This window comes from Streptomyces alfalfae (genome assembly GCF_004127445.1).
In the GTDB taxonomy this organism is placed as follows: domain Bacteria; phylum Actinomycetota; class Actinomycetes; order Streptomycetales; family Streptomycetaceae; genus Streptomyces; species Streptomyces alfalfae.
On record NZ_QEXM01000037.1, the window covers coordinates 1 to 15,098 of the forward strand.

Consider the following 15,098-nt stretch of genomic DNA (forward strand, 5'->3'; position numbering starts at 1 on the left):
TCCTTCCAGGACAGCAACGGCGACGGCATCGGGGACCTGAAGGGCATCACCGCCAAGCTCGACTACCTCCAGTGGCTCGGCGTGGACTGCCTCTGGCTGCCGCCCTTCTTCAAGTCCCCCTTACGCGACGGCGGTTACGACGTCTCCGACTACACGGCGGTGCTGCCGGAGTTCGGTGACCTGGCGGACTTCGTGGAGTTCGTCGACAGCGCCCACCAGCGCGGGATGCGCGTCATCATCGACTTCGTCATGAACCACACCAGCGATCAGCACCCGTGGTTCCAGGCCTCGCGCACCGACCCCGAAGGACCCTACGGCGACTACTACGTCTGGGCCGACGACGACAAGCAGTACGGCGACGCCCGCATCATCTTCGTCGACACCGAGGCCTCCAACTGGACCTTCGACCCGGTCCGCAAGCAGTACTACTGGCACCGCTTCTTCTCCCACCAGCCCGACCTCAACTACGAGAACCCGGCCGTCCAGGAAGAGATCATCTCCGCCCTGCGCTTCTGGCTCGACCTCGGCATCGACGGCTTCCGACTCGACGCCGTCCCCTACCTCTACGCCGAAGAGGGCACCAACTGCGAGAACCTCCCCCGCACCCACGACCTCCTCAAGCGGGTGCGCGCGGAGATCGACGCCCACTACCCCGACACCGTCCTGCTCGCCGAGGCCAACCAGTGGCCCGAGGACGTGGTCGACTACTTCGGGGACTACGAGAAGGGCGGGGACGAGTGCCACATGGCGTTCCACTTCCCCGTCATGCCGCGCATCTTCATGGCGGTGCGGCGTGAGTCCCGCTACCCCGTCTCCGAGATCCTGGCGAAGACGCCGGCGATCCCGGCGGGCTGCCAGTGGGGCATCTTCCTGCGCAACCACGACGAGCTGACCCTGGAGATGGTCACCGACGAGGAGCGCGACTACATGTACGCGGAGTACGCCAAGGACCCGCGCATGCGCGCCAACATCGGCATCCGCCGCCGCCTCGCCACCCTCCTGGACAACGACCGCAACCAGATCGAACTCTTCACCGCCCTGCTGCTGTCCCTGCCGGGCTCGCCGATCCTCTACTACGGCGACGAGATCGGCATGGGCGACAACATCTGGCTCGGCGACCGCGACGCGGTCCGCACCCCGATGCAGTGGACCCCCGACCGCAACGCGGGCTTCTCCTCCTGCGACCCCGGCCGCCTCTACCTCCCCACGATCATGGACCCGGTCTACGGCTACCAGGTCACCAACGTCGAGGCCTCCATGTCCTCGCCCTCCTCGCTCCTGCACTGGACCCGCAGGATGATCGAGATCCGCAAACAGAACCCCGCCTTCGGCCTGGGCACCTACACCGAACTCCCCTCCTCCAACCCCGCCGTCCTCGCCTACCTCCGCGAGCACGGGGACGACTTGGCGCTCTGCGTGTCCAATTTCTCCCGCTTCGCCCAGCCGACGGAGCTGGACCTTCGGGCCTACGCAGGACGCCATCCCGTGGAGCTGGTCGGCGGGGTGCGCTTCCCGGCCATCGGCGAACTGCCGTACCTCCTGACCCTCGCCGGTCACGGCTTCTACTGGTTCCGCCTGTCCGACCAGCCACGACGTCCGACCGCGCCCGCGGTGCACTTCTGAAGGGACCTGTCGCGCATGCTGCAGACCGCATCGCAGTCACCCAGCAGCCTCAGCCCCCCACAGCTGCTGACCTCGCTGGCCGGGCTCCTCCGGGAGTGGCTGCCGAGGCAGCGCTGGTTCGCGGGCAAGGGCAGGCCCGTGACGGACCTGTCCGTGATGTCGAGCACCGAACTGCACCCGGGGTGCCTGCACCTGCTGATCCGCACCGGGCACACGGGACGGCCCGACGACTGCTACCAGCTCATCCTCGGCGTCCGCGAACACCTGCCCGCCCGGCTCCACCACGCCGTCATCGGCCGCCCCGACGCGGGCCCCCTCGCGGGCCTCACCGTCTACGACGCCCTCCTCGACCCCTGGTCGGCCGGGCTGCTCCTGGAGCGCCTGCGGGTCCCCGGAGCCACGGGCCCGCTGCGCTTCGAACGGGACGCGCGCAGCGTGGTGCCGGAGGGGCTGCCGCCCCGGCTCCTGGACGGGGAGCAGTCCAACACCTCCCTCGTGTACGGCGACGCGTACATCCTGAAGCTGTTCCGGCGCATCCAGTACGGCATCAACCCCGACCTGGAGGTGCCGCGGGCGCTCGCGGGCGGTGGCTGCGCCCGGGTGCCCGCCCCCGTGGCGTGGTTCTGGACCACCGAGCCGCGGAAGATGACGCTCGGCGTGCTCCAGCCGTTCCTGCGCGAGGCCAGGGACGGCTGGACCCTCGCGCTCCAGTCGCTGGCCTCCGGAGCCGACTTCGCCGACGAGTCCTTCGAGCTGGGGCGCGCCACCGCCGAGGTGCACCTCGCGCTGGCCGGGGCCTTCCCGACCGAGCCGCCGGACCCGCACGGCGGCCCCCGGCTCGCCGCGGCCATGACCGGACGCCTGGAGACCGCGGCCCGGCAGCTGCCGGGGCTCGTCCCCTACGTCTCACGGCTGCGGGCCGCCTACGCGGCGGTCGCGGCGCGCGGCCTCGGCCGCCCCGCCCAGCGCATCCACGGCGACCTCCACCTCGGCCAGGTCCTCCGGGCCGGGGACCGGTGGTTCGTCATCGACTTCGAGGGCGAACCGGCCAGGCCCCTCGCGGAGCGGCGCAACGCCCAGACTCCCGTACGGGACGTCGCGGGCATGCTGCGCTCCTTCGACTACGCGGCCCACACCCACCACCCGCGCCGCTCCTCCTGGGTGCGGCGCTGCCGGGACGCGTACTGCGCGGGCTACGCCGCCGAGGCGACGTGGGACCCGCGCACCGAGACCGAACTGCTCCGGGCCTACCAGACGGACCGGGCGGTCTACGAAGCGCTGTACGAGGCCAGGCACCGACCCGACTGGCTGCCGGTCCCCATGGCGGCGATCGCCCGCCTCGCAGAGGAGAGCTGATCCGTGACCACCACCGAGACCCACCCCACCGACCCCGCGGCCGTCCTGCGCGCCCCCGTCGTCACCCGGCCCGCCGCCGGACGCCCGGACCGCGCACCCGAGGCCCCGCTCGCCGACGAGGACCGGCGGCGGCTCCTCGCGGGCACCCACCACGACCCCCACGCCGTGCTCGGCGCACACCCGGCGCCCGGCGGTGTGGCCTTCGTCGTCCTGCGTCCCTACGCCCGCGCCGTCACGCTCCTCACCGGCGAGCGGCGCGTCCCGCTGAACGACATGGGCGATGGCTTCTTCTCCGCGGTCCTGCCGTCCGAAGGGCCCGCGTCGGACGCGCTCCCGGAGTACCGGCTGACCGTCGCCTACGACGGCCCGGAGACCGAATACCAGGACCCCTACCGATTTCTGCCCGCCCTCGGTGAGTACGACCTCCATCTGATCGGCGAGGGCCGCCACGAACAGCTCTGGAAGGCGCTCGGCGCGCACCCGATGACCCACCAGGGGGTGAGCGGCACCCGCTTCACCGTATGGGCGCCGCACGCCAGAGGTGTGCGCCTCAGCGGCGACTTCAGCTGCTGGGACGGGACGGCCCACCCCATGCGTTCGCTCGGTTCGAGCGGCGTGTGGGAGCTGTTCGTGCCCGGCCTCGGCCCGGGGACGGTCTACAAGTTCGACATCACCCGCCCCGACGGCACCCACACCCTGCGCGCGGACCCGATGGCCCGCAGGGCGGAGGTGCCGCCCAACACCGCGTCGGTGGTCACCGAGTCCTCCTACACGTGGGCGGACGACGCCTGGATGGCCCACCGCGCGGACCGCCCGGTGCACGAGGCCCCCTTCTCGGTGTACGAGGTCCACCTCCCGTCCTGGCGACCGGGGCTGACCTACCGCCGGCTCGCCGACGAACTGACCGACTACGTCACCGACGCGGGCTTCACCCACGTCGAGCTGATGCCCGTCGCGGAGTTCCCCTTCAGCGGGTCCTGGGGCTACCAGGTCACCGGCTTCTACGCGCCCACGTCCCGCCTGGGCACGCCGGACGACTTCCGGTACCTGGTCGACAGGCTGCACCAGGCCGGGGTCGGCGTGCTCCTCGACTGGGTCCCCGCCCACTTCCCGAAGGACGACTGGGCGCTCGCGCACTTCGACGGCGCGCACCTCTACGAGCCGGGGGACCCCCGGCGCGCCGAGCACCCCGACTGGGGCACCCTCACCTTCGACTACGGCCGCAGGGAGGTGCGCAACTTCCTGGTGGCCAACGCCGTCTACTGGTGCGAGGAGTTCCACATCGACGGCCTGCGTGTCGACGCGGTCGCCTCGATGCTCTACCTCGACTACTCGCGCGAGGAGGGGCAGTGGTCCCCCAACGAGCACGGCGGCCGGGAGAACCTCGACGCGGTCGCCTTCCTCCAGGAGATGAACGCCACCGTCTACCGCCGCTGCCCCGGCGTCGTCACGATCGCCGAGGAGTCGACGGCGTGGAACGGCGTGACCCGGGCCACCCATGACGTCGGCCCCGACGGCCTGGGCGGTCTCGGCTTCGGCCTGAAGTGGAACATGGGCTGGTCGCACGACTCCCTGGAGTACATCAAGCGCGACCCCGTGCACCGCGAGTACCACCACAACGAGATGACGTTCTCGATGGTGTACGCCTACAGCGAGAACTACGTCCTGCCGCTCTCCCACGACGAGGTCGTCCACGGCAAGCAGGCGCTCGTCTCCAAGATGCCCGGCGACTGGTGGCAGCGCCGGGCCAACCACCGCGCCTACCTCGGCTACATGTGGGCCCACCCCGGCAAACAACTCCTGTTCATGGGCCAGGAGTTCGCCCAGGGCGGCGAGTGGTCGCAGGAGCAGGGGCTCGACTGGTGGCTGCTCGACCCGGCCTACCCCGCGGAGCGGGACCACAACGGTGTCCGGCGCCTGGTGCGCGACCTCAACCACCAGTACCGGGAGACGCCCGCCCTCTGGGAGCGGGACACCGACCCGGCCGGGTTCTCCTGGATCGTGGCGGACGCCGCCCAGGACAACGTCCTGGCTTTCCTGCGGTACGCGGCGGACGGCACACCGCTGCTCGCCGTCTCCAACTTCGCCCCGGTCGTCCGCCACGACTACCCGCTCGGCGTGGACCGGGCGGGCACGGCCTGGCGCGAGGTGCTCAACACCGACGCCGCCGCGTACGGGGGCAGCGACGTCCGCGACCCGGAACCGCTCATGGCCCAGCCCGCCCCCGCACACGGCCGCCCCGCCCGGCTGCGCCTGACCCTGCCGCCCCTGGCCACGGTCTGGCTGCGCCCGGAGTGAACGCCGTCGGTCCGGCCCGGCCTCCCCGGCCGGGCCGGGTCAGACCGGCGGGGCGATGAACACCCCGCGGTCGGGGTCGTTGAACGCCCCGTGCGGTGCTACGGGGTGTGCGCCTCGGCCACCCCTTCGCCGTCCTCGACGCCCATGTCCTCGCCGAGCATGTCGTGCACGGCGGCGTCCTGCGGGTCCTCCACGGCTCCCTCGTCCGGAGGGAGCAGCGGCTCCTCGTCGGGATCGGCCGAGGGAGGCTCGTCGAGGGGTTCGTCGACCCGTGCCATGTCGTCGGCGGCCTCGTCGTCCTCCACCGGGTCGGGCACGCTGAGCGCCGGGTCGGGGCGCTCCTCGGAGAGCCGTTCCGCGAGGCTCTCGCCCTCGTGCTGCTCCTCGGCCGTGGTGCCGGTGCGGGTCGCGGCGAGCGGGCGCTCCGGCGGGGCCCAGCCCTCGTCGTAGGGGTCGGACTCCTGGTCGCCGAGCGTGTCCTCCGGGTCGAGGATTCCGTCGTCCTCGCGTATCTCGCCCGCGTCGGGCTGGTAGACCTCGTCGCCGGTGGCGTCCTCGTTCCCCATGGTGCCCGTACTCCTCACTGCGCGGCGCGTGTCGGTGTCCTGCCGTTGCCCTGCCGTGTATCCCGCTGGGCCGGGAACACACGTGGCGACGTATAGGGCGGTCCGGTCCGCGGGCCGTTCCCCGCGGCTCAGGGCCGCCACTCCAGGAGCAGCAGGGTCGCGTCGTCACGGAGCTGGTTGTCCTGCCGGTCGAGGATGGAGTGGATGAGCTGACGCAGGGCCTCCGGCGGCCGTTCGCCCGCGGCGGTCGACCGGATGATGCTGTCCACGAACCGCTGGAGGCCGAACTCACCGCCGTTCCCGGTGCGCAGTTCGGTGACGCCGTCGGTGTACATCAGCACCCGGTCACCCGGCTGCAGCGGCTCCTTGTGGACGACCCAGTCGACGTCGGCCAGCGACGCGGGCGTCCCCATCGGCGGCTGCGGCGGCCGTTCGAGGGCGTGGTCGAGCACCCGGTGGTCCCGGATGAGCAGGGGCGCCGGATGGCCGCAGTTGCACCACCGCAGGATGCCCGTGGCCAGGTCGAGCTGGGCGAGGATGCCCGTGCAGAACTGCTCGGGCAGCCACTGGGCGATCGCCTCCTGGATCTTCTCCACGAGCGAGGGCAGCTCGACCCCGGCCCGCCGGGCGTTGCGGCACCCCGCCATGGCCACGGCGGTGGTGAGGCCCGAGGCGAGGTTGTGCCCCATGGCGTCGAGGATCGCCACGTGCAGGGTGGACCGGGTCAGGGAGTGGTCGAAGACGTCGCCGCCGATCTCGTACGCCGGTTCGAGGACCGCGGTGGAGACGACGTGGGCGTTGCCGATCGTACGAGGGGGCAGGAAGGCCCGGAGCATCTCGGCGGGCAGCTGCATGTTCTGGGACCTGGTGCGCCGCGCGAAGCTGTCGCTCGACGCCCGCTTCGAGGTGATCGCCATGGCCAGGATGGAGCTCAGCACCCGGCAGTGGCGCAGCACCGTGCCGTCCAGGGCCGGCGCCGTGACGCCGATGACGCCCAGCCGCTCCACCCCGTCGATCAATGGCAGCCAGGCGGTGAGCCGGCCGTGGGCGCTCTCCTCCACGCGCAGCTCATGGGCTCGGTAGGCCGAACCGGCGACGGAGCTGTCCACGCCGAGGGTGCTCGGCCCGTCGGCCAGCGGCACCAGACAGCGCTGCTGGAGGTCGACCAGGTACAGGTCGATCCGGTCGAGGCCCGCCGCGTCGGCGAAGCGGTGGACCACGTCGGGAAGCTCCAGCGCGGGCGCCGCGTGGACGGCGGTGAGCAACTGTTCCAGGAACTGCTCTCCGGGGCCTGGCACGCCGGACGGACTCGACATCTGTGTTCACCACCTCAGAGGCAGTCTCACACCGCCGTCACGATCCCGCCCGGCGGGCGCGGGCTGCCGGGCGGGCAGGTCTTCGGGACCGGGGGAGAGGTGGCTTTGGTCCCGCGGACGGGTGAGGAAAGACCCGGTGGACGCCCCTCCGCCCGCGGAATCACACCGGGGACCGCAGGAGGACGGGTGCGGGCTTCGGTCGCCGCGGGTGCGCGGATCGAGGAGGTGTGAGTCATGAGCGTGGAGGCGAGCGGAAGCATGTTTCTTCGAACGGCCGGTGTGGACGAGGCGACCGAACCGGCGGGCGGGCCCTGGACCGCGGCCGCGGTGCCGACCGGGACGGGGGCCGCGGTGCCGACCGGGGCCGGGGCCGGGGCCGCTGAGGCGACGCCGGGCGAGGCCGCCGTGCCGACCGGGACCGGAGCCGCCGCGCCGACCGGGGCCGGGGCAGGGACCGGCGTGCCCACCGGGGCCGGGGCAGGGACCGCCGTGCCCACCGGGACCGAGGCCGCTGAGGCGACGCCGAGGGAGGCCGCCGCGCCGACCGAGGCCAGGGCCGGAGCCGCCGTGCCGACCGAGGCAGCCATCCTGACCGGGGCCGGGGCAGGGACCGGTGTGCCGACCGGGGCCGGGGCCGCTGAGGCGACGCCGGGCGAGGCTGCCGCGCCGACCGGGACGGGAGCCGCCGCGCCGACCGAGGCAGGGACCGAGGCCGCTGAGGCGACGCCGGGTGAGGCCGCCGCGCCGACCGGGGCAGGGACCGAGGCCGCTGAGGCGACGCCGGGTGAGGCCGCCGCGCCGACGCGAGGTGAGGCCGCCGTGCCGCTCCGGCCGGAGGCGCCGGGACCGGCCCGGCAGGAGGCCGGCGAGCTGCCCCGGATCGACGACGCGGGCCAGGTCGCCCCGAAGGACGCGCGGGAGCTGTCGAAGCTCTTCTTCGAGCGGCTGCGGGACCTGCCGGAGGGCACGCCCGAGCACCGGTACGCGCGCGACACCCTGATCGAGATGAACCTCTCGCTCGTGCACTACGTGGCCGGCCGCTTCCGCAACCGCGGCAACGGGCACATGGAGGACATCGTGCAGGTCGGCACGGTGGGGCTGATCAAGGCCATCGACCGCTACGACGTGGACCGCGGCTCCGAGTTCGTCTCGTTCGCCGTCCCCTGCGTCCTCGGGGAGATCAAGCGCTACTTCCGGGACACCAGCTGGGCCGTGCACGTCCCGCGCAGGCTCCAGGAGCTCCGCTCCCAGCTGGCCGTGGCCCAGGAGCGGCTCTCCTCCGCGCTCGGCCGTGAGCCGACGGTCAAGGAGCTGGCCGCCGACCTCGGGGTGACCGAGGAACAGGCGCTGGAGGGCATCATGGCCGCCAACGGGTACGCCGCGGGGTCCCTGGACGCCCCGCAGGGCCTGGGCGACGAGGGGGAGACCTACCGGGGCGGCCGTTCGCTCGCCGACGTCATGGGCGACACCGACCCCGCCATCGACGCGTTCGAGCACCTGCACGCCCTGGCGCCGCTCCTCGCCGACCTGCCGGAGCGGGAGCGCCGCATCATCGAGATGCGCTTCGGCCAGGAGATGACCCAGGCGGAGATCGGCGCCGTCCTCGGCATCTCGCAGATGCACGTGTCACGGCTGCTCTCCCGGACGCTTTTGCGGTTGCGCGAGGGACTGCTGGCCCGCGACTGACGCCGGACCGGGCCTCGCGCGGACCCCGAGACGCCCAGTTCCGGTCTGGCTGCGAGCGGGGCATTCACGCCACCCGGCGGTATTTGTATGGGGCGGCCGTGCGCCCGGTGGGCCGCCGCAACGCGTCCGCGGCCCCACATCCGTCACTTCTCGCCACTCCTTGAACACACAAGGTTACCGAAAGTCGCGGGTGCGGGATGAGATCCGCGCGCGTTCTCGGCAGAATCACCACCGCGGCCGCCGCTCGCTCCCGGCGACGGCTGCTGGGGGAAGGGGCGCACAACGGGGAGTCCGCGTGTGTGGGGCACGCGGGCTCCCCACCGCCCGTGTGCGGGCCCGACGGCCCCGCCGAGCCGCTGCCGGTCCGTCACTCCCGCGCCCCGCCCGGCGACTTCGCGCGCCGCGGCCTCGGACCGGCCTGCGTGATGCGGGGCCCGGTCGTGGTTACCGTTCCGCCATGGCCGACTACCGCATCGAAGCCGTACGCAACGGCGAACGTGACTGGACCGCCCGCAACGACCGCGGCGCCGAGGTCCGCGTCGCCGCCGCCGACGACCCCGGGGCCCAGCCCTCCTTCACCCCCGTCGAACTGCTCCTCGCCGCGCTCGGCGGCTGCGGCGGACTCGTCGTGGACCGCACCGCCCGCGCCGTCGACCACGACGCTCTGCGCGTCGTCGTGGAGTCGGTGTCCCGCCCCGAGGACGAAGGCCGCGTCGGCATGGTCCGCGTCTCCTACGAACTCGACCTGCCCGAGGGGGACGCGGACACCGCCGAGGCGCTCGAACGTGCCATCCGCCTGACCCACGAGAAGTACTGCACCGTGAGCCGCACCGTCGAACACGGCGCCCGCGTCGAGGCCGCCGGGCCCGACGGAACCATGCTGTTCATGGGCGGATAACCCAAAGAGGGGCAAGCGGATAACTCAAAGAGGGGCAAAGGGTGATGCGGGGGGCGTCGCGTGATCGGTTGCGTGCGCTCCGCGCGTTTAGTTAGGTTAGCCTTGCCTAGCCAAGGGGGAGCGGATGCGGCCCGTGCGGCGGATCGGTGGTTCTCGTCGCCTCGTGCGGTGGGGGCGTCCGCCGCACCGTGACGTGACCGCACGCCGGAGGCGTCCGACCGCGCGGAGGTCCGCGTACACCGGACGCGTCCGAACTCCCCGCGCTGCGCCATGACCAGACGTGCGAGCCGTCGCACCGCGCTGGGGCGCCGCGATCCACCCACCGCCGCCGCGCCGACCCCGCCGACGGCGCCGAAGCCTCGCAGGAGCACCGATGAACCAGACCCTGTCGCCCGAGCGGATACGCGCCGACGTCGCGGGGCTCCTCGACTGCGACCCCGCCGAGCTCGGCCCCGACGACAACCTGCTCGACCACGGTCTGGACTCGGTGCGCATCATGATGCTGATCGAGCGCTGGCGCGCGGCGGGCGCGGGCGCCGTGGAGTTCCCCGACCTCGCCGAGCGGCCCGAACTGGGGCACTGGACCGCGCTCCTGACGGGCCGTGAGGCATGACGCGCGAGGACCACAGGCACCGCCACCTGGAGCGGATCGCCGAGGTCCGCGCGGGCCGGCACGCCGAGAAGGTCGGCTACCCGATCCAGGTGCGCGCCACCGAGGTCGTGCGCACCGCCATGGTCGGCTCCGGTCTGCTGCGCGTGACCCTCGGCGGCCCCGGCGCGCAGGGCTTCGAGGCCCACGCCCCCGACGAGCACGTGAAACTCATCTTCCCCGAACCGGACGGCTCCCTGCGCCTGCCCGAGCAGAACGGGACGATGCTGCGCTGGCCGCGGCCCTCGCCCACCTCGCGCGAGTACACCGTCCGCCGCTACGACCCGGCCACCGCCGAGATCGACATCGACATCGCCCCGCATGACGGCGGCCTCGCGTCCGACTGGGCGTCCGCCGTCGAGCCCGGCGCCGTCATCCACCTCGCGGGGCCGCCCGGCGGCCTCATCGTCCCGCACACGTACGACCGTTACCTGCTCGCGGGTGACATCACGGCACTGCCCGCCATCGCGCGGTGGCTCGAAGAACTGCCCCGCACGGCCAAGGGCTGGGCGTTCATCGAGGTCGCCGACGCCACGCAGGAGATCGAGCTCTCCGCGCCCGACGGCTTCGAGGTGCACTGGCTGCACCGCGGCGACCGTGCCCCCGGCACCGGCGACGCCCTCGCGCGGGCCGTGACCGGGGTGACCGTGCCCGAGGGCGAGCGGCTGTACGTGTGGGCCGCGGGGGAGGCGGGGCAGATCAAGCCGCTGCGCCGCTGGGTCCGCGACGAACTGCGCCTGGACAAGGCCGACGTCGGCATCACCGGCTACTGGAAGCGGGGCGTCGCCGACTTCGACGACGACCACTGACCCGCTTCCCTCCCGCACCTGCGGACCGACGTCCCCGCACCGCTCTTCCCCACCCGAACCAAGGAGTCACCCATGTCCGTACGCACCATGCCCCTCCGCAGATCCTCGGCCCTGGCGGGCGCCGTGACGCTCGCCCTGGTCGTCACCGGCTGCGGCTCGTCCTCCGACGGCGGCTCGGACAAGGCCGGGGACGCCAGGACCCGGACCTTCGCCGCCGACAACGGCAAGATCAAGATCCCGGCGAACCCCAAGCGCGTGGTCGCCACCGGCTACGCCGTGCCCGTCATGATCGAGGCGGAAGCGCCGCTCGTCGGCATCTCGTCGTGGAAGCGCGGCGAGCCGATGATGAGCAAGAAGGACCTGGCCACCTACAAGAAGCTCTCCAAGGTGGCGGGCGAGCAGGCGGCCGAGACCAACTACGAGGCCATCGCCGAGGCCGAGCCCGACCTCATCGTCATCGGCGTGCCGGCCCCCGTCCTCGGCGACATCGACATGCAGCGCCTGAAGTCCATCGCGCCCGTCGTCGCCATCGGCCCGACCGTGCCGTCCGCCTGGCGCGAGCAGTCCCGCAAGCAGGCCGACGCCGCGGGCGCGCTCAAGAAGTTCGACGCCACGCAGAAGGCGTACGAGGACAAGGCCGCGGGCCTCGCCAAGAAGTACAAGAACGTGCTGCCCGACCTGAAGCTGGGCCACATCGGCGCGTACGGAGAGGTCGCCAAGGGCACCTTCCAGCGCGAGTTCGGCGGCTCGTGGGGCACCAACATCGCCGAGGACGTCGGCGCGACGTACTACGGCAAGGTCAAGAAGCCGGGCCCCGGCTCGCGCGCGGTCAGCGAGTACCCCTCCCTGGAGGAACTGCCCGACGGGCTCGCCGAGGCCGACGCCATCACCTACTCCGTCAACGCCGACGGCAGCGTCCCCGAGTCGGTGAAGTACGTCATGGACTCCAAGCTCTGGAAGAACCTCTCGGCCGTCAAGGCCAAGAAGACCTTCCCGATCCGCTACACCGAGGCCGCGACCTACGGGCAGGCCATGCAGACCCTGGACGCGATCGACGAGTCGTTCGCGCCGCTGCTGAAGTCGTGACCGCCGCAGGCCGCACGACGGGGGCGGCGACGACACAGCGGGGCGTGCCCCAGGCAGGGCTGCTCATCGGCGGATTCGTGCTGCTCGCGGCGATCGCCGTGGTCAGCGTCGGCGTCGGCGCCCGCTCCATCTCGCCCGTCGACGTCGTGCGCGCCCTGCTCGACCACCAGGGCACCGACGACCACGTCATCGTGCGTGACGTCCGGGCGCCCCGCGCGCTGCTCGCCGTCGCCGTGGGCGCCGCCCTCGCGGTGGCGGGCGCGCTGATCCAGACGCTGGCCCGCAACCCGCTGGCCGAACCCGGCGTCCTCGGCGTCACCGCGGGCGCCGGGTTCGCCATCACCCTCGGCTCCGGGCTCGGCTTCGCGGCCGGTCAGGCGGGCCAGCTGGGCTGCGCGGTCCTCGGTTCGGTGCTCGCGGCGCTGCTCGTCGCCACCGTCGGGCGCCGCTCGCCGCTGCGTCTCGTCCTGACCGGCGTGGCCCTGACCGCCGTTCTCACCGGCGTCGCGCTCGGCATGCGGCTGATGCTCCCCGACGTCTTCGACGTCTACCGGTTCTGGTCGGTCGGCTCGCTCGCCGCCCGCGAACAGGCGCCGCTCGTCTGGCCGTTGACCGCCATCGTGGTGTGCCTGGTGGGCGCCCTCGCGCTGAGCAGGGCGCTCAACGCCCTGACCATGGGCGAGAGCGTGGCGCACACTCTGGGCGCCGAGGTGAACCGCGTACGGGCCATCACGCTCGTCCTCATCACCGTGCTCAGCGGCGCGGCGACGGCGGTGGCCGGGCCGATCCTCTTCGTCGGCCTCATCGTGCCGCACCTCGTCCGCAGGATCGCCGCGGGCTCGGTGCCCTGGCTGGTCCTCCACTCGATGGTCCTCGGCCCGATCCTGCTGCTCGTCGCCGACATCGGCTCCCGGGTGCTGCTGCCCACCGGCGAGGTGCCGGTGGCCGTCGTGACCGCGTTCCTCGGCGGCCCCATGCTCATCTGGGCCGTCCGCCGCTTCGGGGAGGGATCATTGTGACCGCGCTCGTACCGCTGGTGCGCGGCCGGATCAGGGTCCAACGCCGCACGATCATCCTCGTCGCCGTGCTCGTCGCCCTGATGCTGGGCCTCGGCCTGCTCGGGCTCTGCTACGGCGCCTCCTGGTCGAGCCCCGGCGAGGTGTTCGCCGCGCTGAGCGGCGCCGACCCCTCCGTGGTCATCCAGGACTGGCGCCTCCCGCGCGTCCTCGCCGCGCTGGTCTTCGGCGCCGCGCTCGGCGTCGCGGGGGCCATCTTCCAGAACCTGACCCGCAACCCGATGGGCAGCCCCGACGTCATCGGCCTCGACGCGGGCGCCTACTCCGGCGCCCTGGTGGCCCTCACCGTCCTGTCGGGCACCTCCGCCCAACTGGCCGTCGGCTCGGTGGCGGGCGGACTCGTCGTGGCCGCCACGATCTACCTGCTCTCGTTCGACAAGGGCTTCTCCGGGCTCCGCCTGGTGGTGATCGGCATCGCCGTCAACGCGATGGTGACCGCCGTCAACTCCTGGATCGTGCTCCGCGCCGAACTGGAGGTGGCGATCGCCGCCGTCGGCTGGAGCGCGGGCTCGCTCAACGGCGTCGGCTGGGACGACCTCGGCATCCCGTTCACCGTGATCGGCGTGCTCCTCGTCGTGCTGGCCACCCAGGCGCACGCCATGCACCAGGCGTCGCTCGGTGACGCGGTCGCCTCGTCCACCGGGGTCCGCCTCGACCGGCTGCGGCTGCTCATGGTCCTCGTCGGCGTCGGCTGCACGGCCACGGTGACCGCCGTGACCGGACCCATCGTGTTCGTCGCCCTCGCCGCCCCGCAGATCGGCCGCAGGCTCGCGGGCGCCGCCGGCGTACCGCTGCTGCCCGCCGCGCTGACCGGCGCCGTGCTGCTCCAAGGAGCCGACCTGATCGCCCAGATGCTCCTCGCGCCCGTCGCCCTCCCCGTCGGCGTGGTGAGCACCGCGATCGGCGGCTGTTACCTGATCTGGCTGCTGACCAAGGAGGTGAGGCGCGCGTGAGCGCACGCCTGACCGCGCGGGACATCACCCTGCGCTACGGAGACCGGGTGGTCTCCACACGGCTGGACCTGGATGTGCCCGACGGCGCGTTCACCGCCATCGTGGGGCCCAACGCCTGTGGCAAGTCCACCCTGCTGCGCGCGCTCGTGCGGCTGCTGCGCCCCGCGTCGGGGCAGGTGGAGCTGGACGGCCGCGAGGTCGGCGGTTACCCCGCCAAGGCGCTGGCCAAGCAGCTCGGCTTCCTGCCGCAGGACCCGCTGGCCCCCGACGACATCAAGGTCCGCCAGCTGGTGGGCCGCGGACGCTTCCCCCACCAGTCGATGCTGGCCCTGTGGTCGGCGGCCGACGAGGACGCCGTCACCGGCGCCATGGAGGCCGCGGGCGTCGCCGACCTGGGCGACCGCCCCGTCCAGGAACTGTCCGGCGGCCAGCGCCAGCGGGTGTGGATGGCGATGGTCCTCGCCCAGGAGACGCCCTACCTGCTCCTGGACGAGCCGACGTCGTTCCTGGACATCACCCACCAGTACCAACTCCTCGGCCTGCTCGCAAAGTTGCGCGACGAGGGCCGCACGGTCATCGCCGTGCTGCACGACATCAACCAGGCGTGCCGCTTCGCCGACCACCTGGTGGCCATGAAGGACGGCCGGATCGTCGCCGAGGGCGACCCCACCGACGTGGTGGACGCCGCGCTGATCAAGGACGTGTTCGACCTGCCGAGCATCGTCGTCCCCGACCCGGTGACGGACACGCCGATGGTCGTCCCCACCCTGCAAGGAGAGTGA

The 15,098-nt window shown here is 72.7% G+C and carries 13 protein-coding genes; 11 read left to right on the plus strand and 2 right to left on the minus strand.

Annotated features, from left to right (window positions below):
* The 3 genes from treS to glgB form a co-directional block, all read left to right on the plus strand.
* Positions 1 to 1,623: maltose alpha-D-glucosyltransferase (gene treS / locus DCW30_RS15150; protein WP_129299899.1), on the plus strand; the 1,623-nt coding region annotated here is incomplete at its 5' end.
* Between the two features lie 15 nt (positions 1,624 to 1,638).
* Complete coding sequence (locus DCW30_RS15155; RefSeq protein ID WP_076687377.1) at positions 1,639 to 2,979, plus strand: maltokinase N-terminal cap-like domain-containing protein; 1,341 nt, start codon at positions 1,639 to 1,641, stop codon at positions 2,977 to 2,979.
* 45 nt (positions 2,980 to 3,024) lie between these two features.
* Positions 3,025 to 5,277 carry a 1,4-alpha-glucan branching enzyme gene (gene glgB, locus DCW30_RS15160; RefSeq protein ID WP_076689607.1) on the plus strand — a complete coding sequence of 751 codons (2,253 nt, stop codon included), beginning with the start codon at positions 3,025 to 3,027 and terminating at the stop codon, positions 5,275 to 5,277.
* Positions 5,278 to 5,375: 98 nt separating this feature from the next.
* Here glgB and DCW30_RS37045 read toward each other — a convergent pair whose 3' ends face one another.
* Together DCW30_RS37045 and DCW30_RS15170 are read right to left on the minus strand one after the other, a co-directional pair.
* Positions 5,376 to 5,843: a hypothetical protein gene (locus DCW30_RS37045; protein WP_062770590.1), complete on the minus strand. Its 468-nt coding sequence runs from the start codon at positions 5,841 to 5,843 to the stop codon at positions 5,376 to 5,378.
* Between the two features lie 128 nt (positions 5,844 to 5,971).
* Positions 5,972 to 7,159: a PP2C family protein-serine/threonine phosphatase gene (locus tag DCW30_RS15170; RefSeq protein WP_076687378.1), complete on the minus strand. Its 1,188-nt coding sequence runs from the start codon at positions 7,157 to 7,159 to the stop codon at positions 5,972 to 5,974.
* Between the two features lie 819 nt (positions 7,160 to 7,978).
* Here DCW30_RS15170 and DCW30_RS15180 point away from each other — a divergent pair.
* From DCW30_RS15180 to DCW30_RS15215, 8 genes are all read left to right on the plus strand, one after another.
* A complete protein-coding gene (locus tag DCW30_RS15180) occupies positions 7,979 to 8,845 on the plus strand; it encodes a SigB/SigF/SigG family RNA polymerase sigma factor (RefSeq protein WP_076687379.1) in 867 nt (288 codons plus the stop codon).
* Between the two features lie 457 nt (positions 8,846 to 9,302).
* Entirely contained in the window at positions 9,303 to 9,743 is a 441-nt protein-coding gene (locus DCW30_RS15185; protein ID WP_076687380.1) for an OsmC family protein, read from the plus strand.
* A gap of 373 nt (positions 9,744 to 10,116) precedes the next feature.
* The gene (locus DCW30_RS15190; RefSeq protein ID WP_062780220.1) at positions 10,117 to 10,356 is read left to right on the plus strand and encodes a phosphopantetheine-binding protein; all 240 of its coding nucleotides are present in this window, start codon (positions 10,117 to 10,119) and stop codon (positions 10,354 to 10,356) included.
* Positions 10,353 to 11,201 (plus strand): siderophore-interacting protein, encoded by an 849-nt coding sequence (locus tag DCW30_RS15195; RefSeq protein WP_076687381.1) that lies wholly within the window; start codon positions 10,353 to 10,355, stop codon positions 11,199 to 11,201. The genes DCW30_RS15190 and DCW30_RS15195 overlap by 4 nt, the downstream gene beginning before the upstream one ends.
* 87 nt (positions 11,202 to 11,288) lie before the next feature.
* The gene (locus DCW30_RS15200) at positions 11,289 to 12,287 is read left to right on the plus strand and encodes an ABC transporter substrate-binding protein (protein ID WP_076689609.1); all 999 of its coding nucleotides are present in this window, start codon (positions 11,289 to 11,291) and stop codon (positions 12,285 to 12,287) included.
* The gene (locus tag DCW30_RS15205) at positions 12,284 to 13,306 is read left to right on the plus strand and encodes a FecCD family ABC transporter permease (protein ID WP_076687382.1); all 1,023 of its coding nucleotides are present in this window, start codon (positions 12,284 to 12,286) and stop codon (positions 13,304 to 13,306) included. Before DCW30_RS15200 ends, DCW30_RS15205 begins: the two co-directional genes overlap by 4 nt.
* A gap of 80 nt (positions 13,307 to 13,386) precedes the next feature.
* Positions 13,387 to 14,316: a FecCD family ABC transporter permease gene (locus DCW30_RS15210; RefSeq protein WP_079250432.1), complete on the plus strand. Its 930-nt coding sequence runs from the start codon at positions 13,387 to 13,389 to the stop codon at positions 14,314 to 14,316.
* A complete protein-coding gene (locus DCW30_RS15215; protein ID WP_076687383.1) occupies positions 14,313 to 15,098 on the plus strand; it encodes an ABC transporter ATP-binding protein in 786 nt (261 codons plus the stop codon). Before DCW30_RS15210 ends, DCW30_RS15215 begins: the two co-directional genes overlap by 4 nt.